Source organism: Nitrobacter hamburgensis X14 (assembly GCF_000013885.1).
Taxonomy (GTDB): domain Bacteria; phylum Pseudomonadota; class Alphaproteobacteria; order Rhizobiales; family Xanthobacteraceae; genus Nitrobacter; species Nitrobacter hamburgensis.
This window is the reverse complement of sequence record NC_007964.1, coordinates 2,875,906-2,898,387: the sequence shown is the minus strand read 5'-3', so window position 1 is coordinate 2,898,387 and position 22,482 is coordinate 2,875,906. Positions and strand designations below refer to the sequence as shown.

The following is a 22,482-nucleotide window of genomic DNA, read 5'->3' as shown; positions in this document are numbered from 1 at the left end:
TCAGTCGTGGTCCGGGTGCTGATGGCTGATGATGCTCGCCATCTTCTCCGGCCCGTAATTTTCGATTGTGGTATGGCTCGGCAGGTTGACGATGGTCACGACCCAGCCGAGCCGGGACTCGGTGCCATATTGCCGGGTCGGCACGAGCAGATCGGGCCGGTCGAAAGCGCCGGTCATGATCTCGATGCACGGGCCGCCGATGCGGCTGAAACTCAATGGCGTGCCGCAGGCGGCGCAGAAAGCGCGTTCCGCGATGGAGGACGAGCGAAACGTCGCCGGCGTGCCTCTGGTCCAGCGAAAGTTCGCGCGCGGAATATCGGCGAGAGACGCAAACGGCGCGCCCGAGGCCTTCTGGCACATGCGGCAGTGGCAGATGCTGATCCACGCCGGTTGGGCCGTCAGCGCGAAGCGGATCGCGCCACACTGGCAGCCGCCGGTCAGCGACGGTTTTGCGTGGTCGTTCATCGTTGCTCCAGTCGCCGCCAGGCGTCGCTCAACACCGCCAATGCATCGCCGCCCGCGAAGATGAAATCCTGCACGCCGGCCGAGCGCAGCGCAGTTTCCAGCTTTCCCGGCGGCCCTGCCAGATAGATATGGCGTGCGCCCGCGGCATGAAAGGCCTGCACCGCGGCGGCCGCCTGATCGGCATAGACATGGTCCGAAGAGCACAGGCAGACCAATTGTGCGCCGGACGCCCTGAAGGCGGCGGCGAGGGCGGCTGTCTTTACGTCGAGAGGTGAGGGAGGATCGACCGCCTCGATGCCGCCGGTCTCGAAGAAGCTCCGGGCGAAGGTGGCGCGCGCGGTAAAGTCGGCGGCGGTGCCGAGAGTGGCGAGAAAGACTTTCGGCCGCGCGCCGATCGCTGCAAGCATCGCATCGGAGCGGTCGCGTAGCTTTTCATAGGGTGCGGCGAGCCGCATCGGCGCCAGCGCATCGAATTTGATTTTTGTCTCGCCGTAGGGCGCGAGTATGACCGGCTTCGCATCCAGCACTTCTGGAGGCTTCTCATGCAGGTTGGGAAATTCGCTGGCGCCGGTGAGCACGTCGCGCCGTTTTGCGACATTGGCCTCGCGCGCCGCGCGAGTCGCGACAACATTGCGCTGAATGAGGCTTTGCGTCAGCGCCGCGAACGCCCCACCTGCTTTCTCTATCTCCTGAAACAACGCCCAGGCTGCTTCGCAAAGCTGCCGCGTCAGCGTCTCGATGCCGCCTGAACCTGCCGCCGGATCGGCCACTTTGGCGAGGCTGGATTCCTCCAGCAGAATGAACTGCGTGTTGCGGGCGATGCGGCGCGCGAAGTCGTCGGGCAGGCCCAGCGCCAGCGTATGCGGCAGCACGGTGAGGCTGTCGGCGCCGCCGAGCCCTGCCGAAAACGTGGCGATGGTGGCGCGCAGCATATTCACGTAAGGGTCGCGCCGGGTCAGCATCCGCCACGCGGTCTCGGCGGCGATGAACAACGGCTTTGGCGCGAGGCCGCAAGCCTGCTCGATCCGCGCCCACAACAGCCGCAACGCGCGGAATTTGGCCAGCGTCAGAAACTGGTCGGCGTCGGCGCTGAGCCGCGCGTAGATCAGGCCGCGCGCATTCTCGAGCGCGGTCCCGGCGCTTTCGAGGCCACGGAGATATGCGACCGCCGATGCCAGCACGAAGGCGAGTTCCTGCGCCTCCGATCCGCCGGCGTCGTGGATCACCCGGCCGTCGGCGACAATGAAGGGACCCTTGAAGCCCGCGGCGGCGAGACTGTTCGCAGCACCGGCCACCACTGGGATGATTTCGGGCCACGTATACGGACTCGATCCCGACACCGCGCAGGCGCCGAGCGGATCGAGACCGAAGCGGATATCGCAGGCGGCGGGATCGATGTCCTTGCCCTTGACGTAATCGGCGAGATGGATCGCGGCCATCCGCGACTGCGGGCCGATCTGCAACGCGATGGAGATGCCTGCGTCGAGAAAAACGCCATCGAGAATTTTCGCGATAGCCTCCGGGGTCGGCGGCAGCCCGAACCCGTGCGCGCCATTGGCGCCAGCGAACACCAGCGTCAGGCCGCCAGCGCCGTTGTCGAGGTCGTGCAGCGCCTGCGCGTTGGCCTGAGCGGCGTCGGGATGATCGATCCGCTGCATGATCCGCCATGGCACTGCTGCAGCGCGACCGCCGATCGCGTGCGCGTTCTGTGCGCGCGGATAGATCGGTTCGATCCTGAGACCGTCATAGGTCCTGGCGACCAGCTTCTCAAAGGGCGCGCCTTTCAGGACGCCATCGACCAGCTTGCGCCAGTCGGCGGCGGTAGCCGGTGCGAAATCGGCGGCCAGCGGCGGATCGGCAACGGCGTCGTCGGGGGCAGCGGGCATTGGTGCGCTCGTCTCCGGAAACCCGGTTGCCAGAGTCCGACTCAACTGCGTTGAATCAGACTCTGGCCTTAATCTTTTTGATCGAGCATGATCTTATCCGAAAACCGGTTTCCACTTTTCGGGGTCATGTTCCAGTGCAAAATGCCATGAGGCGGCGGACAAGCCAAACGGTCGTTTGCGGCCAGGCGTTGACGGTCAAGCATTAACGGCCAAGTCAGTCGAGGTCGGACAGGCGCTCGATTCCGGCGGTCGATACCCCAGCCAGCGCCGCGGCTGGCGTTCGCCCCGCGATTATGCGATCCGGCGCGATTTCTGCAAGCGGAACCAGCACGAACGCGCGCTCGAACAGGCGCGGATGCGGCAACGTCAACTCCGGCTTGTCGAGGACGGCATCGTCATAGGCGATCAGATCGAGGTCCAGCGTACGCGGACCCCAGCGTGTCTCCTTGCTGCGGTCGCGGCCGAATTTTTTCTCGATCTTGTGCAGCGTGAACAGCAGCGCGTGCGGGTCGAGGCGGGTATCGATCTCGATGCAGGCGTTGACGAAACGATCCTGATTTTCCTCGCCCCATGGCGGGGTGGCGTAGTCGGACGAGCGGGCGACGAGCGCGGCCTGCGTCATGCCGCAGATATTGGCGATGGCTTTGCGAAAAGTCTGCCGGACGTCTCCGACATTGCCGCCGAGCGCAATCAGGACACTGGCCATGGCGACATGCTATCCCCTGTTGCGGGTGAGGGTGACGCCAACGTCGTCGAAGATCGCCGCGATCGGGGCATGCGGCTTGTGCACGGTGACCGTGATCGTGCTGATGCGCGGAAATGCCGCCAGCACCGCGTCGGCGACGGCGCCCGCGGCGCGTTCGAGCAGCTTGTAGTTGGCATCCTTGAATGCGGCGCTGGCCGTCGCCACCACATTGGAATAGGACACGGTATCGACGAGGCGGTCGGTCCGGGAGGATTCCGACATATCGGTCGACAGTTCGAGGTCGATCACGAAGCGCTGGCCGACTTCCGTCTCGTGCTTCATGACGCCGTGCTGCGCATGGATCACAAGGCCGTGGATAAAGATCGTACCGGTCATGGTCTGATGATCCTGACTATTGGTCCGATTCTAACATTCGCATCCCGTTTCAGCGCGTCTTTTTGCGAATGTTAGAATCGAAGGACCACTAGCAAATATAAGTTCTAGTGGAGTTTTGAATTTGACATTCGCGTCCGGGCCGCGCGGGTGGGTCGCAAATGTCAAATTCACTCCACTATGTCCTGGAATCGATGGCTTGCGCCACGCGCAGCGCTTGCACCGTGTCCGCCACATCATGCGTGCGGATGATGCGCGCACCGCCTCGTGCTGCGATCAGATGCGCGGCGAGCGAGCCGCCAAGCCGCTCCTTCGGCTCCGACGGCACCACCGTGCTGATGAAACGCTTGCGCGACGCGCCCACCAGAACCGGCAAGCCGAATTTCTGCAGTTCGTCGAGCCGGGCCAGCGCAATCATGCTCTGTTCTTGCGTTTTGCCGAAACCGATGCCCGGATCGAGGACGACATGGCCTGCCGGGATTCCGGCTTTCGCCGCGATCTCCAGCGATCGTTCGAAGAACGCCGCGATGTCCCGCATGATGTCGAGGGCGGCGTCGGGCTTGTCGCGGTTATGCATCACGATGACGGGCGCATTGTGCGCGGCGACCACGCGCGCCATGTCCGGATCGCGCTGCAAGCCCCAGACGTCGTTGGCGATCGCGGCTCCGCTACCGAGCGCCCAGGCAACGATCGACGACTTCATGCTGTCGATGGACACAGGCGTGCCCAGCGCGACCACCGCGGCCAGCACCGGCTTCAGCCGCCGCATCTCCTCGTCGTGCGAGACCGGCTGCGATCCGTAGGGGCGGGTGGATTCGGCACCGACGTCGATGATGTCGGCCCCTTCCGCGATCATGCGACGCGCCTGCGCCAGCGCCTGGTCGGGCGTGATGAATTGACCACCGTCGGAGAACGAGTCGGGGGTGACGTTCAAGACCCCCATGACCGCCGGATATGGCCGCGACAGCAGCCCATGCAGCACCGGATGACGCGTGTCATCCGTTATATCTCTGGATATGGAACCTGCCGCGGTCATGCGCTGGCTTTGCGCGGTCCCGGACATGGTGTCAAGGCGCGAAAAAGCCTCTTCGGAGGCGCAGGAGGGGCGGCTCAATAGGTGATCTTGAGCGGAAGCTTGCGCGCTTGCGCGATCAGATCGCCGATCGACTTCTCCGACGGCAGAACGCTGACGAACTTGCGCCTGGTGTTCACGTCCTTCATGGCCTGAGCCAGACGAGCCGGGTTGCGATGCGTCAATTCCCGTACCGTGGTGACGCCGGCCGCGCGCAGCAGCTTGGTCTTGCCGTTGCCCATCCCCGGGATACGCATGTAGTCGGCGAGATTGGCCCACTCCAGCAGTTGCTGTTCGCTGAATCCGGTCTTGGCGGCGAGCGCCTTGCGGCCTTTCGAGGTGCTGGCCGCTTCAAGGTAGGCATCTGTCGTCCGGATGCCGACGGACCTCAGCTTCTTGGCGTCGACGGCACTCAGACCTTCGAGCTTGGAGATTGGATATGTCATGGCGTTCAGGAATACGAAGGTGCTTGATACGAATCGGCGAAGGTCCGGCATCCCGGAAACGATCGCGTCCGTTCGGCCGCGTTTCCCGCGCCAGCTTTCGTGCCGATCAGTGATTGAACCTTGTCGGCAAGTCCTTCCTTGCGCTGAAAGTCCGGGATCGTGCCGACGGTTGTTCGCGCGACAGCGGAATCGGTGCCGGCTCTCGCGGCACGCCGCTCGACCAGTTCGTTCATGGTACCCCGCCTCCACCGGTTGATTGCCGGCTCATTTGTTTATGCTTTCATCTTGCTACTCCTGCGATGCGAAATACAAGCGATGAGGCCGAACAAACAACGATTGACGTGCAATCGCATGACGAGTGTTGCCGAGATGCAAGACCGACTGCCTGATTCATGCCAAAAACATCGCGAGTCACCGTCATTTGCAGGGTGGAGCACAGCTACGAGGATGGTCCGCGATCGTTCTGCGCGATGATTTCGAGCGCCTCGCGGCTGTTCGCCGGTTTCAATCGGTACAGAACATGAAGTAGGATGATGCTGCTCGGCGAGATCACGAAGAGGCGATCATGGCGGAAACCGCGACCGGGATCGGCGATACCGATCACAGCATATTCATCGGCAAAGGCGAGCAGCCGGCATGGCTGACGTTGGGTCTCGCCAACCGGCACGGTCTTGTCACCGGCGCCACGGGAACAGGAAAAACCGTATCGCTCCAGGTGATGGCGGAAGGATTTTCTCGCGCGGGCGTGCCGGTATTCGCCGCCGATATCAAGGGCGACCTGTCCGGTATCTCGGAGCCCGGCGAAGCCAAGGACTTCATTCTCAAGCGCGCCAAGGATATGGGCCTTGCCTTCCAGCCCGATCAGTTCTCGACGATTTTCTGGGATGTTTTCGGCGAGCAGGGCCATCCGGTGCGCGCGACCGTCTCGGAAATGGGTCCGCTGCTGCTGTCCCGCATGATGGATCTGAACGACGTTCAGGAGGGTGTTCTCAACATTGCCTTCCGGGTGGCGGACGAACAGGGACTGCTGCTGCTCGACATGAAAGATCTTCGGGCCATCCTCGCCTTTATCGCCGAACACGCCGCCGACCTGACGACACAATACGGGAATGTCTCGAAACAGACCGTGGGGACCATCCAGCGCCAGCTTCTGGTGCTCGAGAACCAGGGCGGCGACAGGTTTTTCGGCGAGCCCGCGCTGTCGCTGACGGATTTCATGCGAACCGACCGCGACGGCCGCGGCATGATCAATATCCTGGTCGCCGACAAACTGATGCAGAGTCCGAAGCTCTATGCGACATTCCTGCTGTGGATGTTGTCGGAACTGTTCGAACAGTTGCCCGAGGTCGGCGACCCGCCGAAACCGAAGCTGGTGTTCTTTTTCGACGAAGCTCACCTTCTGTTCAACGACGCGCCCAAGGCGCTGATGGACAAGATCGAACAGGTCGTGCGTCTGATCCGCTCCAAGGGTGTCGGGGTTTATTTCGTCACCCAGAACCCGATCGATGTCCCGGACAAGGTGCTGGGCCAGCTCGGCAACCGGGTGCAGCATGCGCTGCGCGCATTCACGCCGCGCGACCAGAAGGCGGTCGCGGCCGCGGCGCAGACGTTCCGGCCGAATCCCAAGCTGAACACAGCGCAGGTCATTACAGAACTCGGCAAGGGCGAGGCGCTGGTGTCGTTCCTGGAAGGCAACGGTACGCCGGCCGTGGTGGAACGCGTGATGGTGCGACCGCCGTCTGCGCGGATCGGCCCGATCACCGCCGAGGAACGCAAGACCATCATGGACGGCAGTCCGGTGAAGGGGAAGTATGACACCGCAATCGATTCCGAGTCCGCTTACGAGGTGCTTCAGAAGCGGGTCGAGGGGACCGCGGCGACCGCCGACGGATCGGCGGGCGGTGGAATTCTCGGTCAGATCGGATCGATCGTCGGCACCGTGTTCGGGACCAACACGCCGCGCGGCAAGATGTCGACCGGACAGGTGATCGCGCGCAGCGTCACCCGCTCCGTCACCAACAAGGTGGTCGGAGGGATCGCCGCCGATCTCGGCAAGTCTGTCGGCGGCTCGCTCGGCGGTTCGGTCGGGCGTGCGCTGGTGCGTGGCGCGCTCGGAGGATTGCTGCGGCGATAACGCGCCGGGCGATGATGGCCTCTCTCGTGCCCGCGTTGCAGGATGGCGTGCGGGAACGGTTTGCAGCCCAAGCCGCTTCTGATAACGCAAGGCGCGCGCCGAAGATGCTGCCGCGTCGACAACGGAAAAATGCTCGTGCTGAGATGGCCCTCGTTCCGGCGTCCGCTGGATGTCCTGTTTCTCGCAGCCTGCATTCTGCTGACCGCCGATGTTCTGGTCCCTGAGATCTGGGGACACGGCAAGACCAAGGACTATCCGCTGTGGTTCTGGGCCGGTCAGCAAATCCTGCACGGCGGCGATCTGTATCCAAAAGGATCGAACGAGGGCTTTGCCTTCCTTTACCCGCCGCTGTCGGCCATCCTGCTCGCGATACCGAGCATTTTCGGAAAAATTCCACTGTATCTCGGCCTGTGCCTTCTCAATGTCGCTGCATGGTGGATGACGGCACAACTCTCCAATGCCATGACCGGATCGGGCAGAAGGCCTGATCCCTGGCTCGAGGCGCTGCCGGGCATCGTGACGATCACCTTCGTCTTCGACATGTTCGATCTCGGGCAGCCCAATCTCGTTCTGCTCGTCATGATGCTGCTCGGCTTCCTGTGGCTGTGGCAGGGGCGCGAATGGCTGTCGGGAAGCATGTTCGCGCTCGCGGCCGCCATCAAGGTCTTTCCCGTCGCCGTGCTGCCCTACCTGTTATGGCGCCGCCGATGGGCCAGCGCGACCAGCATGGTCGCGTTCCTGGGCATTTTCCTGTTTCTGGTGCCGGCTCCGATCCGTGGCTTCGAGCGCAACGTTTCGGAACTGACCACATGGTATCGCGGCATGGTCGGATCGAACTCGGAGCAGGGGTTCGGGCAGCGTGACGCCCAGAACTGGTCCTGGGTCAATCAGTCGATCATCGCCGTCACGCATCGGCTGGTGCGTCCGGTCAATTACAACCAGATCGATCCGGCCAAACCGGCGCAGTACATGAACGTCGCCGACCTCGACTACAAGACGGCGAACGCCATCGTGCTGGCCGTCTTTGCCGCGATCGGGTTGGGCTTCATCGCCATCATTCCGGCGCGGGCGAAAATGACGCCGAGATCGACCGCCGAGGAAGTCGGAATTCTGTTCTGCCTGATGACGATCGCCTCGCCGCTGGCGCGTCAGTATTACTTCGTGTGGCTGTTCTTTCCGATAACGGTGCTGTTTCAGCGTGCCGCTTTCGACCCGCGGCCGAGGGCGCGGGCGATGACGCGATGGGCGCTCGGCGCATCGTTTGCGCTGATGGCGCTGTCGCTACCGATATTTCCGAAAATTCTTCAAGCCATCGGAAATAATCTCGCGGCGACGTTCGTTATGATAGCCGCGCTGGCGTGGCACATCCGTCACCCGCCACCGGCGAGCGATCCGCATTCGGCCGCGCCGCCCGAAAAAATTTGAGGGTTGTCCGACCCGCAACTTCAGGGAAAACCAAATGTCCGGCACATCGCAACTGCAAACGGTCCTCGACCACATCGACGCCGATTTCGACAACAGCCTGGAGCGGTTGTTCGCGCTGCTGCGCATCAAATCGATCTCCGCCGATCCGGCATTTGCCGCAGACTGCAAAGTGGCGGCCGATCATCTCGCCGCGGACATCGCGACGCTGAAATTTGCCGCCGAGGTCCGCCCGACGGCGGGCCATCCCGCGATCGTCGCCAAAAGCAACGGCAACACCGGATCGCGGCCGCACGTGCTGTTCTATGGCCACTATGATGTTCAGCCGGTCGACCCGCTGGATTTGTGGACCCGCCCGCCGTTCGAACCGGTGGTTACGACCCATGCCGATGGCCGCAAGATCATCGTGGCGCGCGGCGCGGAAGACGACAAGGGCCAGTTGATGACGTTTGTCGAGGCCTGCCGCGCATGGATGTCGGTGGCAGGTTCGTTGCCGCTGGACGTGACGATCCTGATCGAGGGCGAGGAGGAGGTCGGCTCGAAAAACTTCGTGCCGTTCCTCGAACAGAACAAGAAGGATCTTGCAGCGGACTTCGCGCTGGTGTGCGATACCGGCATGTGGGATCCCAACACGCCGGCGATCACCACGTCGCTGCGCGGACTGATCTATGAGGAAGTGGTCATCAAGGCCGCGAACCGCGACCTGCATTCCGGCATTTTCGGTGGCGGCGCACAAAACCCGATCCGGGTGCTGACCCGAATTCTCGGCGGCCTGCATGACGACAACGGCCGCATCGCGCTTCCCGGCTTCTACGACGGTGTGAAGGAATTGCCGGCCGATATCCGCGCCCAGTGGGCGAAGCTCGATCTGACGCCGGACAGGTTCCTGAAGCCGATCGGACTCTCGCTCCCCGCCGGTGAAAAGGATCGCCTGCTGATCGAGCAGGTGTTGTCGCGGCCGGCCTGCGACATCAACGGGATCGTCGGCGGCTATACCGGCGAGGGCTCCAAGACTGTGATTCCGGCTCAGGCGTCGGCCAAGGTCTCGTTCCGCCTCGTCGAAGGTCAGGAGCCCGATAAGGTCCGCGCCGCCTTCCGTGCCTTTGTGAAGCAGCGCGTGCCGGCGGACTGCTCGGTCGAGTTTCTCGACCACGCCGGCGCGCCCGCGATTGCGCTCGACTGGAAAATGAAGCCGCTGGCCGCCGCGAAGCAGGCGTTGACCGACGAATGGAACAAGGAGACGCTGCTGATCGGTTGCGGCGCGTCGATTCCGATCGTCGCCGATTTCAAGACCACACTGGGTCTGGACACCGTGCTGGTCGGCTTCGGCCTCGAGGACGACAACATCCATTCGCCGAACGAGAAGTACGACCTGAAGAGTTTTCACAAGGGCATCCGGTCGTGGGCGCGGATTCTGGCAGCGCTTGCGGAGGCGCCGCGCTGAAGTCATCCTTATCCGCTCACATGAAAACGCCGCCCGGAATTGGGCGGCGTCTGGATTCGCTGTGCAGAGGGGGATGGCGAGAGCCTACACCAGTTCTGCGGTCAGGCAAGTTCGAGCGGGTTGCGGTCTCGGCTGCCAGCTTTAGCGCCGCCGGCCGGTTGAACCATTCCCGCCGTTCGCCGTTGCCTTACCGCCATCGTATTGCCGCTAACGGCGAGACATGTTCGCGTGGGTACTAGCTTGCGCGCTTGCTCTGATCGCAAAATCGGTATCCACTTTTGCGGAATGCGCTAGGGGCGGGAGCTTACGAATGATCGTGCTTTTGGTCATCGGGATCGGTGTGTTCTTGGCCGGTCTGGTGGCGGTTGCCTTCGGGATTCCGGTCAAGGAGTTCAGCTTCGGCGACACCCTGATTGTGTCCGGCGCGGTCGTTTCCTGCACCGGCCTGATCATGATCAGCCTGTCGCTTGTCGTCCGCGAATTGCGGGCCGTCGCAGACCGGCTGCGCTTCGGAGCCGTGGCTGCAACCGTGGCCGCTGATCGCGCCGGTGATCATCGCGGCGGCGATTTCCGTGTGCCGATTCTGCCGGATGGGGACATCGAGGACAGCCACCCGCCGCTGTCGAATGCTGTTCGAGCCGCGCCGGGCGCAGTAAGCGGTCCGACAGTAACGCCCTCCGTCCTGTCGCCGCCCTGGCAAGCGGAAATGTCCATCCGCGATCGCGCCGCCGTCGGTGCCGTCCCGGACGTCGTAGCGCCGGAATCCCCGGCATCCCCTGATACGTCATCACCGCCGAAACCGCGCCGCAACCTCCTGTTCGCGTCGTCCATGAGGAAGGAGCGCGAGCGCGCACTGGCGGAACGATCCGATCCGGCCGGCTTATTTCCACCTGCGCCTGCGACACACGCTCCGGATCTCGACGTGTCCCGGCCGGCATCGTTCGACAATGCTTGGCCGCGGTCTGAGCGATCGCGCCCGGAGTCGGGCCGCGCGCCGTCCGCGGCTTCGTCAGGTGGGACCCGAGCCGATCGGTTGTCAGGCCGTCATGGCCAGAACGCTTCCGCGGTCACGGTGGTGAGGTCCGGCGTTGTCGACGGGATGGCCTATTCGCTCTTTTCCGACGGTACGATCGAGGCGCTCCTGCCGGAGGGCATGATGCGATTCGCATCGGTCGATCAATTGCGTGCGCACCTCGATCAGGGCCCCGAGCGGTCATCTCTGAAATAAATCCTGCACGCGCGCGCGTCGTTCTTGTCATGCCGGCAGCAATCCGCTCATACTTGCCGTGTAAAGGCAGATTCTGATCGCTATTTCGATGCTGCTTTACGATCCGGAAGATTGAGATCATGAGCGATACAGCAGGCAAGAGCTTTCTCGACCTCACGGCGGAGATCGTATCGGCCTATGTCAGCAACAACACGACGCCGGCATCGGAAATCCCGGCGCTGATCAGCCAGGTGCACGCCGCTCTGACGCGGGTGTCTTCCGGCCGGGGCGAATTACCGGCGGAACCAGCCAAGCCCGCCGTGCCGGTCAAGAAATCGATGACGGCCGACTACCTGATCTGCCTGGAGGACGGGAAGCGCTTCAAATCGCTCAAGCGCCATCTGCGGACGCAGTACAACATGAGCCCCGAGCAATATCGGGATAAATGGAAGCTTCCGGCGGATTATCCCATGGTGGCCCCGAACTACGCGGTAACGCGATCCCAATTGGCCAAAAACATGGGCCTTGGCCAGCAGCGCCGGCGGCGAAAATAACGCCAAGGGCTTCCTGGCGCCCATTATTAGGAATAATATCCGAGACGTCAGCCACGATGCTGATGCCTTAGAGCCTTTTCGCTTCTGATGGAATCAGAAGCGAGGTTCTATGATTTTGATTTGACGCGTTTTCTTCACGCGAACCGGTATCCACTTCGCTCGAAAACGCTCTAATCCTTATTTTTTGGAAAAATGCTATCCCCGGGATAGAAAGAGCCTCTAGGATATATGAATATATTCCTACAACGGGGCTGCTTCCATGCTTCTGACCTCACCGTCCACACCACCCGCAACCATGCGGCGGTCGCCAATGTCGGCGAAACGAATCTGTCACGGCATCGCGGGGCTGGTGGCCGACGAGTTCGGGCTCGATGCCGCGACGGTGACGGCGTCCACCCGCGGCGCCCCCCGCGCCGCATACGCCCGGCAGGTTGCGATGTATCTGGCGCATGTCGGTTTTGCGCTGAGTTTCGAGGCGATCGGCCGTGCCTTCGACCGCGACCGCACCACCGTCTCCCACGCCTGCCGCGTGGTTGAAGACAGCCGCGATGATGCGAGACTGGACCGCCGGCTCGCGGTGCTCGAAACAATGTGCGCGGCTTCCGGTAAGCGCCTCGATGGAACGTCCGATGTCGGCGTCTGATCGCGGCGTCGGCAAATCGACGCGTCGGCCGAAGAGCCGGCCGGCCGAAGTCGTCGATCGGTTTCGCGCGCAGCATCTCACGCTTGCCGAGCGCGAGATCATGACCGACGCAGGCGTTGCGACCGTGATGGCCAACGACAGCGAGAGTCCTCTCGCCTGGCTGGCGCGCCGCAAGGGTCGCGATGGGCGCACCATGATCAGCCCGGACCAGTTCGTCGCCGGCGAAAGGTTGCGCGCGGATTTTACGCGTGGGAATCTGTCGCCGCGGGTGACCTCGAACTGGTCGGCACCGACCGGAGGACGGCCGCGTGGGTCCGGAGCAGGCGCCTGCGAGATGACCGATCTGATCGTCGCGTCCCGGCAGCGGGTGCGGTTGGCGCTGCAGGCGTGCGGGCCGGAGTTTTCCGGCCTGTTGATGGATGTCTGCTGCTTTCTGCGTGGGCTTGAAGATGTCGAACGTGAACGCGGCTGGCCCCCGCGATCGGCGAAAGTCGTGCTGCAACTCGCGCTGGACAGGCTGGCCAGACACTACGGCCTGACGAGCGAAGCGCGAGCCGGGTCGAGCGCACAGGTGCGGACGTGGCTCGCGAGCGACGCAACCTTTACGAGCGGGTAGGCGTCAGAGCATGATCCCGAAAAGTGGAGACCGGTTTTCGGATCAGATCATGCTCGGTCAAAAGGAACATGATCCCGAAAAGTGGAGACCGGTTTTCGGATCAGATCATGCTCGGTCAAAAGGAGCATGATCCCGAAAAGTGGAGACCGGTTTTCGGGTCAGATCATGCTCAATTAAACAGGAGCGAGGCGCCGGTCGGTCAGGCCGCGTCGGCCAGCGCTGCCCGCGCGTCCCTGCGAATGCGCTCGACCATGGAGCGCAGCCCGTTGGAACGCTGCGGCGTGAGATGCTCGCGAAAGCCGAGTTCGTCAAAGACGGCGATCGCGTCGGTATCGAGAATGGCCTGCGGCTTCCGGCCGGAATAAAGCGTCAGCAGGATCGCGACCAGGCCGCGCACGATATGTGCATCGCTGTCGCCGACATAGGTCAGCACCGGTTCGCTGTTGGCGTCGCGGGCGGTCGTGAGAGACAGCCAGACCTGACTGGTGCAGCCCTGCACCTTGTTGGCGGCGGAATGTTCGGCGTCGCTCATCGGTTCAAGGGTGCGGCCGAGTTCGATGACGTACCGATAGCGGTCGTCCCACTCGTCCAGGAGTTCAAAGTTATCCTTGATCTCGTCGATCGTCATCCTGACCCGTATGCCCGTATGTGTGATGTCTCGGCTCTATATAGGGCCAGGAGCGGATAAAATCGATATGGGCGCGGCCATCCTTGCTGAAATTGTTCCGCCTCGTGTGGTGGTTCTCTGAGCCTAAACCACACTGGAATCATAAGGTTGCTGCTAGAGCCTTTTCGCTTCTGATGGAATCAGAAGCGGGCTCTATGATTTTGATTTGACGCGTTTTCTTTCCGCGAACCGGTACCCATCCTCGGGTCAAGCCCAAGGACATGCTTCGCTCGAAAACGCTCTAGTTGGCCGGGGCGGTCGCCGGCGCCGTGAGGCGCCATTCCGTCTGCAAATCTTCCGGTGTCAGCGTGTCATGCTGCGTATCCTCGGAGGTCGCTGCTTCGGCGGACGCCATGGCGTCGATCGAGCCCGTATGGTCGGGAGCGCGCTTGTCGGTGATGATCCGGTACAGCTTTTTCGCGCCGTCCTGGGCGCGCTGTCCGATCGCGGCCGCGGCCTGGCCGCCGACCTCGCAGGCGGCGGGCTGACGTGTGCAGAACTGGCTCATGTCCGACACGGCCGCCGTCGCGGCCGATACGGCCTCGGAGGCGTCGATCTGGGGACCCTTGTCCGCCTTGGGCGCCTCGTCCCTCGGCAGCAGCACGAGCACGAGCCCGAGCCAGAAGGCCATGCGAAGCAGGAAAAACATGTCGCGTCCCTATGCGTCTTTTTTCACCCGTTGCGTTAAATCCGCAATCTGCTCCCTGCGTATCAGAGCGGTTCTGAATCCCGGGTATCTCCGCCGCCCCTTCAGGCGAAGAAAATCCTGCAAGCGGTGGTGGAACTGGATTCGGCGTAAATTTTCGATTGATGCGGTGGTCGCGGTCGCCCTCGCGCCGGCGGTGCCCGTCGATTTCCCGGCATCATCCGCACCGTGATGGAAACCTTGCATTCACCATTCGCGCCGAATGCAGCCGCCGCACGGCGGGATTAGAGGCATCCACGCGTCACGGGCTGCCGTGCCTTAGCGTTCGCTTAAGTTCGCTCTGACACGTTGGGCCAACGAAATGGGGGCGTTCCGGTGCGTCTGATACGACGTAAGCTGAAGCGCAAGCGACGTGACCGCATTGACCATCATCCAGGACTGCCTCGACGCCCTGCTGCATCCGTCGGCGCGATACGACGCGTTGACGCGGGCGCGTCATCGCGCGTTCATGGGACCGCGTCTTCTGGGAAGTCTCGTCGCGCTCGCGGCGTTTCCGGTCTATCTCGCGATCCGCGGCGCGCCGACGGCGCTTGAGGTAGCGGCTTTCGCCTGGCTCGTCGTACCGATTCTGCTGTCTTATTTCCTGTCGCGAACCGGCCGCTACGAAGGCGCGCACGTGCTGTCGTCAACCGCGCTCGCCGGCCTCGTCATGATGATCGCGATCGCAACCGGCGGGATCGAATCGTTCGCAACCGTCTGGCTTGTCGTGATTCCGCTGGAGGCGGCACTGTCCGCGTCCCGCCGCGTCGTCACGTTTGCCTCGATGCTGGCGCTAGCATGCTTGCTTGCACTGATCGCGATGAACTACTTCGGCGTTTTGCCGCCGCTCGACGCCGGCGCGGCGCACGGCGTCTTCATGGCCTTCGGTATTGCGTCCGCAACGCTCTATGCCGCGGGGGTGGCGTTCGGCTCCGAAGCGCTGGCGCGTACCGGCACTTCGCTGCTGAACGTCGAGGAAGACCGCTATCGCCTGCTGGCGCGCAACATGTGCGATGTGATTTCGCGCCACAGGCGCAACGGCGCCGTCCAGTTCATTTCGCCGGCCGCGGAAGCTCTGCTCGGCGTACCGGCGTCGGAATTGCAGGACCATGGCCTGTTCGATCGGGTCCACGTCGCCGATCGCCCGGCCTATCTCACCGCGCTCGCGGCGGCTGCGCTCGGCAACGACGGGCAGAGCGTCGAATTCAGGCTCAGGCGCGACGTCGCGCGTGCTTCGCAGGGAGAGGCGCGCCATTCGGCCGACTTCATTTGGGTGGAAATGCGGTGCCGGCCGCTTGAGCCGGCCTCCGCCGCCGGAACGTCCGCCGAACCCGAAGTTGTCGCGGTGATGCGCGATATCACCGAGCGGAAGCATCAGGAGCACGCGCTGGATCTGGCGCTTACCACCGCCGAACGCGCCGATGCCGCCAAGACCCGGTTTCTCGCGACCATGAGCCACGAGCTGCGAACGCCGCTCAATGCCATCATCGGATTTTCGGAGATGATGGTTCAGGAGGATGCCCTGTCGCTCGATGCGGCGCGGCGCAAGGAGTATGCCCAGCTCATCAACGATTCCGGCCAGCATCTGTTGTCGGTGGTCAACAGCATCCTCGACATATCGAAAATGGAATCCGGAAACTTCGAGATCTTGCCCGAGCCGTTCGCACCGCGCGAGGTGTTGCTCAACAGCAGCAACCTGCTCGCGCTCAAGGCCCGCGACAACGGCATCGAGCTCGTCACCCGCGTTCCGGAGGATTTGCCGCAGATCACCGGCGATCCGCGCGCGTTCAGACAGATCGTTTTGAATCTGGTCTCGAATGCCGTCAAGTTCACCGAGCGCGGCGGCCGGGTCACGATCTCGGCGCGCGTCGAAGGATCGCGCATGGTGTTGCGCGTGATGGACAACGGCGTCGGCATCGCGCAGGAAGACCTCAAGCGGATCGGCGACCCCTTCTTCCAGGCTGGGAAAACCTACCAGCGGCGCCATGAAGGGACCGGACTCGGGCTGTCGATCGTCAAGAGCCTCGTTGCGTTGCACCGGGGCGAGATCGATGTGCAGAGCAAGGTGGAGGAGGGGACCACGGTGACCGTCATGTTGCCGCTGACATTCGTGCCCGGCGTCGACGTGTCCGAAGCCGAGCCGGCATCGGACAATATCGCGACGCTGACGCCCGCACCGCGCCCCGGCAAGCAGGATCAAGGTTATCGGGTGAAGAAGAGTGCCTAGAAGAGCTGTTGGAGAGGATGTGGTACGGCCTCGCCGTCGCAGCGTGGCTACCGGGAAGCGCGAAGTTGACGAGGAACGCGGTCTCGCCATGCGCATTCTCCTGCATAGCCCGAAAGATCTGCTTGCGGGTTCGCTCGCCTTTGCCGCCGTCGGCGCGATCGTCGCCAACGCCATGTTCATGCAGGCCGGCCATCATCCGTCGCCGATGTTCGGATCTGATGTCGCGACGCCGCTGACGTTGCCGCAGGCCAATCCGCTGCCGCGGCCCCGACCGGTCGAGGCGGACACGGCGAGCGTCCGCCCGGCCGAACCGCACGCGAATGCCGCCGATCCTCCCGCCAATCCCGGCAAGCCGGCTGCGTCGCACAGCAGCGATCCCGTCGCCGATCTTATCAACGCGACGCGCCATGTCGCCGCAGTCCAGCGGACATTGACGCAATACGGCTATGGCCAATTGAAGCCGACGGGAACGGTTGGGACCGACACCCAGGCCGCGATCCGGAAATTCGAGCAGACTCGCCGGATGCCGGTAACCGGACAAATGTCGGACCGCCTCGTGCGCGAACTTGCGGTCATGACCGGACGGCCGATCGATTAGAGCCATTCATGCTTATACGGAATCAGGCTGCCGTCATTGCGAGGCGCATCGCGCCGAAGCAATCCAGAAAGCTCCGAAGAAAGACCTGGATTGCTTCGCGGAGTTTATCATCGGGCGGCGCCTTGCGCCGGCCCGTTGGCTCGCAATGACATCTGAATGAATGCGTTAGGCCGCGTCGCTCCGGCCAAACGTCCGTCGAGAGCTATTGCACCCCGTCACTCGCCACCCGGATGCCGCCGAAAATCCCGAGGCCCGGCGCAAGGAATCCGGTCGGATTCTGGTAGCGGACGTCAAAGAGATTATCGACCCGCCCGAACACCTTGACCTGATCGTTGATGGCGTAGTCGCCACGCAAATTCACAAGCGTATAGCCGGGCGCGGCAATTCCGGAGGCCGAGCCGTCGCGCGTGACATCAAGCCAGTTGCTGACGCGGAGCACCGTTGCCGATAACGTCAATTCATCGACGGGGAGCCAGGTCGCCGTCACGCTCCACTTTTCCTTGGGCCGGCGCAGCAGTTGCAGGCCGGTGCCGGCATCGACGGCGCGGGTGAAGGTGTAATCCGCGCGGATGCCGAAACGCTCGGTGATCTGTGCCGAGACGAAAGTTTCGGTGCCTTCGGTTGTCGCGCTGTTTACGTTCACCAATGACGTGAACGTATCGTTGTATCCGATCAGGTTGGTGATGTCGTTGTGGAAGTAGGTCGAGCCGAACCGCACGCGATCGTTGAATAGCGGCTGCTCGAAACCGGCATCGTAGCCTCTGCTCTCTTCGGGTTTCAGGTTGGGGTTGGCGAAGAAGTTGAAAGCCGGGTAGTTCTGGTACAACTGGCTCAACGACGGCGCCTTGAACCCCGTGCCGTAGCTCGCCTTCAGTTTTGTTTCCGTGACGGGAAGAATAACCGCCGGCGCGATCCGGTAGGTCCCATGCTCGCCAAACCGGTCGTTGGAGTCCTCGCGGACATTCGCAACCAGGAAAAAGCGTTTCGCAAACGCCGATTGCAACTCGATGAATCCGGCCTTGTTGCCGTTCTGAGCCGCAAGATCGGTGGTGTCGATGCGATCGGTCTGTTGCTCGGCGCCGACGATCAGGTTGTTATCGCGCGCAATCTCGGCGACTGTATGCCAGTCGAATTTCAGCCGGGTGCCCGTGGTGGTTGTCGCAACCGGATCTCCCGGGCTTATGTCGTAGCCTCTGCTGTTGGTGTAATTGACGCCGAAGTAGTTCTTGACGCGTCCGTCGAGCAGCGACCACACGGCCTCTTCGCGGTTGAAGAGCTGCTGGACGGCGTGCGTGCTCTGCGCGGCATTGGGAAAGCTCGGAAATCCGCTATCCCCGGTGAACAGCAGCGTCGCGTCGGTGTAGCGAACCACCGAATTCACGGTCAGGTTTTCATTGAGATCGACCCCGAGCTTGGTCGAATAGGTCTTGTTGTCGTAGTTGTTTCCGATTGCTTTCCGTCCCGGCGGGAGAAGCTCTGGCGGGGTGACGGGAACGTCTCCGGCATGGAGATGGGCGACGTTGACCGCGTAATTGAAGTTCTGTTCGGAGCCGCTCAATCCGAGCGTCTGGTTGAAGGTGTTGAACGAGCCGGCCTCGATTGACGCCGTGGCGCGCGGCGGACCTTCTCCCTTCTTCGTGATGATGGAGATCACGCCGCCGATCGCGTCGGAACCGTAGAGCCCGCTCTGCGGGCCTCGCAGAATTTCCATCTGCTGAATGTCCGCCGCAAGAAGATGCGCGTAGTCGAATGCGCCATTGATGTTGCCGGGATCGCCGATGTCGATGCCGTCGACGATCACCTTGGTGTGGTTGGCGTTGGTGCCGCGCATGAAAACCGACGCCTGGGCGCCTGGTCCGCCGGCTTGCACGACATTCAAACCGGGGACCGTGTTCAGGATATCCGGAACGCTGCGGTATTGCTGGGTCTGGATATCCTTCTCGGTGACGACGGTAACGGAGCTTGCCAACTGGTCCGCGGGCGTCACGATTCCGGTCGGGCTGACGATAACGGATGCCGTCGCGCCCGGAACGCGGGCATCGCCGACGGGGGTTTGTCGAGAGGCGGAGCGGGCCGCACGGCGCGATCGCGAAACCGCGCGGTGAGACGGCGGCGGCGAGTCTGTCGTTCTCTCCAGCGGGGGCGCGATCTGAATCGGCGGCAGCAGGTTCGGAGAGGCGGATTGCTGGGCGAGGGAAGGCGTAGTCAGGCCGATCGACCCCAACGACGCGAGGACGGTGGAGGCAAGCAGGCTTCTGCGATAAAGCCCGGAAACGAAGGCGGCAGACATGAAGAAACCTCGGCAGGACGTCGGTGGCACGTCACAGCGAACGAGGTTTCACAGGAGCCGCGGGGCGCCGGTGAAGCGGATGTCTGTAGTCCCCGACTGACATCTTCGCGTGTGACCACGGTTGACGGCAGGTCTCCTGGCTCGCGGGTCGTTACCTGGCGTCGCCTTCCCGGGGCCGAGATGTCCCAGTGGCCTGTGACGCAGATTCGCCGCTTACAGTTGCGGGGGCAGCCGTGGCGTTAGGATGATCCCGCACCACGTTCCCTTTTGATCTCCCGAGGGAGAACCGTCGCCGGTCATTTAGAAGTGTGTCAAAGCCGTGTCAATTGGCGGCGCGGTTTGGACACGGCTTTCGTTCCGTCAGACCAACTCGCCACGCGCCGCGGCGGCGGCGCTGCGGATCGCGTCCATGTTCGCCTTGTAGGATTCCATCGTGCCGCCCTTGAACACCGCCGAGCCCGCCACGAAGGCGTTGGCGCCGGCGGCGCCGAGCTCGCCCGCCACGTCGGGCGCGACGCCGCCGTCCACCTCGATGTCGATCGGCCGTCCCGCCGTCATCGCGCGCAGATCCCGAATCTTGTCCAGCGCCGAGGTGATGAATTTCTGGCCGCCGAAACCCGGATTGACCGACATCACCAGCACCAGATCGACCATGTCGAGGACATACTCGATGGTGGAAAGCGGCGTCGCCGGATTGAGCGAGACGCCGGCCTTCTTGCCGAGTGCGCGGATGGCCTGCAGCGAGCGATGCAGATGCGGCCCTGCTTCGACATGAACCGTGATGTGATCGCAACCGGCCTTGGCGAAGGCTTCGAGGTAGGGATCGCAGGGCGAGATCATCAGATGGGCGTCGAAAATCTTCTTCGTGTGCGGCCGCATCGCCTTGATGACATCGGGGCCGTAGGAGATGTTCGGAACGAAATGGCCGTCCATCACGTCGAGGTGGATCCAGTCGGCGCCGCCCTGATCGACGGCGCGGACCTCCTCGCCCAGCTTCGAGAAGTCCGAGGCCAGGATCGACGGTGCGATGACGAGAGGACGCGGCACAAAAGTCTGAGACATGAGCGTTTCCGAAAATTTCTGCGGGGCTTGAGAGAGCCTCGCGTAACATGGGCTGCGGCGGGGGGCAATGCGCGGAATCCGTCCTGATCCGGGTGGCGGTGATGCGCCGGGACGCAGGCTCGGCAGGAGTTCTGCCGCGAGAGGCGCGATCCGCGCCACGGCGGTAGGACGGTGTTCGTCGGTATCGACCCGACGGCGGCGGCTCGATCACCACCTCGCAGCGGTAGCCCTTTTGGTTCGGTGGCCATTTGGGTTTCGGTAGCCTTGGTCCGGTAGCCTTGGGTTCGCCGCATTCGTATCATTGCGCAGCCGACGCCGGTTTTCATGATCCGATAACCATATCATTCAAGTAGTCGTTCCTTCTGCAAAGTATTGCGAGGGGCGTATGTATCTACCACAAGTATTTCTGATCGCCGGCTGCCTCGGCCTCATCGGCTCCCACGCCTTCGCTGAAGACGACTTCACCGCGTCGTTCCGCCTGCGCGGCGGCTTCGATTCCAATCCGCAGTTTTCGATCGGGCAGGGCCGCGGCAGCGCGTTCATCGCCGCCGACACGGCGTTGGCGGCGGGAATGAAAGCCGACGGCTACACGCTGGGTGTCGCGGCGGAAGCCAATGCGACGCACTATGCGCAGCCGCTGTTGACGCCCGCTCGCGGCGGCAAGGTGATCCTGCGCGGTTCGATCGGCGACGACGATCTCAAGCTGGATTCCACGTCGACTATTGCCGACACCAGCACCTACAATCTGCGCTCGACCGACCTGATCCAGTCGATCAGGGGTGAGGCCCGATACGGGTCGATCAAGCTGTTCGCGACCGCGGAAGGAGGTCGGTCGAGTCTGAACCAGACCAACGCGATCTTTCAGGATTTTCTTCCCGATCCGCAGCAGTATTTGCGGGGCACGCTGATCCCCGGCGTCAGTCTCGTCAGCGGCAAATCAGAACTTGGGGCGTCCGTGAACCTGTCGGTGCGGCGCTATCTGCAGGAGTTCGATGTGTTCGGCTATCGCCGCCACAACGAAAGAATGCAGCCGTTTCTGTTTGCGAAATATGCCGGCGATGCCGTGACCGCGTTTGTCTCTGTCTCGCAGTTACGCGGGGCGTGGCACGATCCGGATTTCACGAACGTTGATCGAACGCTGTTCGATGCAAGTTTGACCTGGCGCGCAGCGCCTTTTCGAGTCGATCTGACTGCGTGGCGTCGCGCGGGCGAAACCACGTTTCCGATCTCGCCGATCACCATCGACACCGCATATTCCGCGAAGGTCTCCTGGAACGTGGAGCCGAAGGTGACGCTGGCGGCTTCGGTTGGTTATGCGGCATCCGACTATCTGGACTCGCCGTTTCGTGCGCAGACGCTGATCTGCGGCGTCGGCGCGACCCGCGACATCGACGATGACCTGACGCTCGGCATCGATATAGCTTATGCAAAGGGCTCGCTGATCTCCGGCGACGATGCGAACGGGCTTGTGGTCACGTCGTCGATCACAAAGCGCTTTTCCGCCAAACCGCCGGGGCCGAAAAGTGGCTCTGGCGCGTGAGCCGCGGGTGCGGACGAGGTCGCCCCCGCCCGCCTTCCACTGAGGTTCAGTGGCAGCCGCATCCGCCGCCGAGCAGTCCGCCCAGCACGTTACTGCGGCCGAGCACCGCGCCGAGCACGCCGCTTTTGCCGGTGGTGACCGCGGTGTGGACGACGAGCGCGCCACGCCCGTCGAGCAGCCCGATCACGCCGCCGCGGCCGGTCAGCACGTTCGCTCCGATGCTGATGCCATGGCCCTTGGCGAAGGCCGGCGCGCTCATGAACGCGCTGGCGACTGCGGCGAGAACGAGAATCTTTTTCATGACGTTTCTCCACTGTTGACGTGCGCGATAGCGCGCACCGGGAGACCATCGGTCGGTCACGTCGTCGTCTCAAGCTATACTATAAACTAACCTTAAGCATCGCAGATATTTCAGTACATATACGTATGTATACTTAAATATACAC

General features: G+C 62.9%; 22 protein-coding genes and 1 riboswitch. Of the genes, 10 read left to right on the top strand and 12 right to left on the bottom strand.

Annotated elements, in window-relative coordinates:
* The 7 genes from NHAM_RS13505 to NHAM_RS13475 all read right to left on the bottom strand — a co-directional run bounded on the left by NHAM_RS13505 (position 1) and on the right by NHAM_RS13475 (position 5,180).
* Positions 1 to 465 carry a GFA family protein gene (locus tag NHAM_RS13505; protein ID WP_011511084.1) on the bottom strand — a complete coding sequence of 155 codons (465 nt, stop codon included), beginning with the start codon at positions 463 to 465 and terminating at the stop codon, positions 1 to 3.
* Complete coding sequence (locus NHAM_RS13500; protein ID WP_011511083.1) at positions 462 to 2,351, bottom strand: methylmalonyl-CoA mutase family protein; 1,890 nt, start codon at positions 2,349 to 2,351, stop codon at positions 462 to 464. Before NHAM_RS13500 ends, NHAM_RS13505 begins: the two co-directional genes overlap by 4 nt.
* A 214-nt stretch (positions 2,352 to 2,565) precedes the next feature.
* Positions 2,566 to 3,057: a 2-amino-4-hydroxy-6-hydroxymethyldihydropteridine diphosphokinase gene (gene folK, locus NHAM_RS13495; RefSeq protein ID WP_011511082.1), complete on the bottom strand. Its 492-nt coding sequence runs from the start codon at positions 3,055 to 3,057 to the stop codon at positions 2,566 to 2,568.
* A gap of 9 nt (positions 3,058 to 3,066) precedes the next feature.
* Positions 3,067 to 3,432: a dihydroneopterin aldolase gene (gene folB / locus NHAM_RS13490; protein ID WP_011511081.1), complete on the bottom strand. Its 366-nt coding sequence runs from the start codon at positions 3,430 to 3,432 to the stop codon at positions 3,067 to 3,069.
* A gap of 175 nt (positions 3,433 to 3,607) precedes the next feature.
* Complete coding sequence (gene folP / locus NHAM_RS13485) at positions 3,608 to 4,465, bottom strand: dihydropteroate synthase (protein ID WP_041359003.1); 858 nt, start codon at positions 4,463 to 4,465, stop codon at positions 3,608 to 3,610.
* 74 nt (positions 4,466 to 4,539) lie between these two features.
* Positions 4,540 to 4,947 (bottom strand): DUF4332 domain-containing protein, encoded by a 408-nt coding sequence (locus NHAM_RS13480; protein WP_041358141.1) that lies wholly within the window; start codon positions 4,945 to 4,947, stop codon positions 4,540 to 4,542.
* Positions 4,948 to 4,952: 5 nt separating this feature from the next.
* Positions 4,953 to 5,180 (bottom strand): hypothetical protein, encoded by a 228-nt coding sequence (locus NHAM_RS13475; RefSeq protein WP_041358140.1) that lies wholly within the window; start codon positions 5,178 to 5,180, stop codon positions 4,953 to 4,955.
* Between the two features lie 332 nt (positions 5,181 to 5,512).
* On the opposite strand from NHAM_RS13475, the gene NHAM_RS13470 reads away from it, so the two are divergent.
* The 7 genes from NHAM_RS13470 to NHAM_RS13440 all read left to right on the top strand — a co-directional run bounded on the left by NHAM_RS13470 (position 5,513) and on the right by NHAM_RS13440 (position 12,967).
* Positions 5,513 to 7,081, top strand: coding sequence for a helicase HerA-like C-terminal domain-containing protein (locus tag NHAM_RS13470; RefSeq protein ID WP_011511078.1), 1,569 nt, complete (start codon positions 5,513 to 5,515; stop codon positions 7,079 to 7,081).
* A gap of 129 nt (positions 7,082 to 7,210) precedes the next feature.
* On the top strand, positions 7,211 to 8,506 hold the full coding sequence (locus NHAM_RS13465) for a glycosyltransferase family 87 protein (RefSeq protein ID WP_041359002.1): 1,296 nt from the start codon (positions 7,211 to 7,213) through the stop codon (positions 8,504 to 8,506).
* 34 nt (positions 8,507 to 8,540) lie between these two features.
* Positions 8,541 to 9,947, top strand: coding sequence for a M20/M25/M40 family metallo-hydrolase (locus tag NHAM_RS13460; protein WP_011511076.1), 1,407 nt, complete (start codon positions 8,541 to 8,543; stop codon positions 9,945 to 9,947).
* Positions 9,948 to 10,257: 310 nt separating this feature from the next.
* Positions 10,258 to 11,175: a hypothetical protein gene (locus NHAM_RS13455; protein WP_011511075.1), complete on the top strand. Its 918-nt coding sequence runs from the start codon at positions 10,258 to 10,260 to the stop codon at positions 11,173 to 11,175.
* 119 nt (positions 11,176 to 11,294) lie between these two features.
* A complete protein-coding gene (locus NHAM_RS13450) occupies positions 11,295 to 11,708 on the top strand; it encodes a MucR family transcriptional regulator (protein ID WP_011511074.1) in 414 nt (137 codons plus the stop codon).
* A gap of 310 nt (positions 11,709 to 12,018) precedes the next feature.
* On the top strand, positions 12,019 to 12,351 hold the full coding sequence (locus tag NHAM_RS13445; protein WP_245269886.1) for a helix-turn-helix domain-containing protein: 333 nt from the start codon (positions 12,019 to 12,021) through the stop codon (positions 12,349 to 12,351).
* A complete protein-coding gene (locus NHAM_RS13440) occupies positions 12,338 to 12,967 on the top strand; it encodes a DUF6456 domain-containing protein (RefSeq protein ID WP_041358136.1) in 630 nt (209 codons plus the stop codon). The genes NHAM_RS13445 and NHAM_RS13440 overlap by 14 nt, the downstream gene beginning before the upstream one ends.
* A 199-nt stretch (positions 12,968 to 13,166) precedes the next feature.
* On the opposite strand, the gene NHAM_RS13435 is transcribed toward NHAM_RS13440, so the two are convergent.
* Both NHAM_RS13435 and NHAM_RS13430 read right to left on the bottom strand, forming a co-directional pair.
* Complete coding sequence (locus tag NHAM_RS13435; RefSeq protein ID WP_011511073.1) at positions 13,167 to 13,595, bottom strand: SufE family protein; 429 nt, start codon at positions 13,593 to 13,595, stop codon at positions 13,167 to 13,169.
* 280 nt (positions 13,596 to 13,875) lie between these two features.
* The gene (locus NHAM_RS13430) at positions 13,876 to 14,283 is read right to left on the bottom strand and encodes a DUF5330 domain-containing protein (RefSeq protein ID WP_011511072.1); all 408 of its coding nucleotides are present in this window, start codon (positions 14,281 to 14,283) and stop codon (positions 13,876 to 13,878) included.
* Between the two features lie 418 nt (positions 14,284 to 14,701).
* On the opposite strand from NHAM_RS13430, the gene NHAM_RS13420 reads away from it, so the two are divergent.
* A complete protein-coding gene (locus NHAM_RS13420; protein ID WP_011511071.1) occupies positions 14,702 to 16,546 on the top strand; it encodes a sensor histidine kinase in 1,845 nt (614 codons plus the stop codon).
* The gene (locus tag NHAM_RS13415) at positions 16,539 to 17,144 is read left to right on the top strand and encodes a peptidoglycan-binding domain-containing protein (RefSeq protein WP_011511070.1); all 606 of its coding nucleotides are present in this window, start codon (positions 16,539 to 16,541) and stop codon (positions 17,142 to 17,144) included. Before NHAM_RS13420 ends, NHAM_RS13415 begins: the two co-directional genes overlap by 8 nt.
* A gap of 202 nt (positions 17,145 to 17,346) precedes the next feature.
* Here NHAM_RS13415 and NHAM_RS13410 read toward each other — a convergent pair whose 3' ends face one another.
* Together NHAM_RS13410 and rpe are read right to left on the bottom strand one after the other, a co-directional pair.
* On the bottom strand, positions 17,347 to 19,434 hold the full coding sequence (locus NHAM_RS13410) for a TonB-dependent receptor plug domain-containing protein (protein ID WP_011511069.1): 2,088 nt from the start codon (positions 19,432 to 19,434) through the stop codon (positions 17,347 to 17,349).
* Positions 19,435 to 19,543: 109 nt separating this feature from the next.
* Positions 19,544 to 19,740, bottom strand: a riboswitch (cobalamin riboswitch).
* Between the two features lie 54 nt (positions 19,741 to 19,794).
* On the bottom strand, positions 19,795 to 20,496 hold the full coding sequence (gene rpe, locus NHAM_RS13405; protein WP_011511068.1) for a ribulose-phosphate 3-epimerase: 702 nt from the start codon (positions 20,494 to 20,496) through the stop codon (positions 19,795 to 19,797).
* A 385-nt stretch (positions 20,497 to 20,881) separates the two neighbouring features.
* On the opposite strand from rpe, the gene NHAM_RS13400 reads away from it, so the two are divergent.
* A complete protein-coding gene (locus NHAM_RS13400) occupies positions 20,882 to 22,036 on the top strand; it encodes an outer membrane beta-barrel protein (protein WP_011511067.1) in 1,155 nt (384 codons plus the stop codon).
* A gap of 46 nt (positions 22,037 to 22,082) precedes the next feature.
* Here NHAM_RS13400 and NHAM_RS13395 read toward each other — a convergent pair whose 3' ends face one another.
* A complete protein-coding gene (locus NHAM_RS13395) occupies positions 22,083 to 22,337 on the bottom strand; it encodes a hypothetical protein (protein WP_011511066.1) in 255 nt (84 codons plus the stop codon).
* Between the last annotated feature and the right edge of the window lie 145 nt (positions 22,338 to 22,482).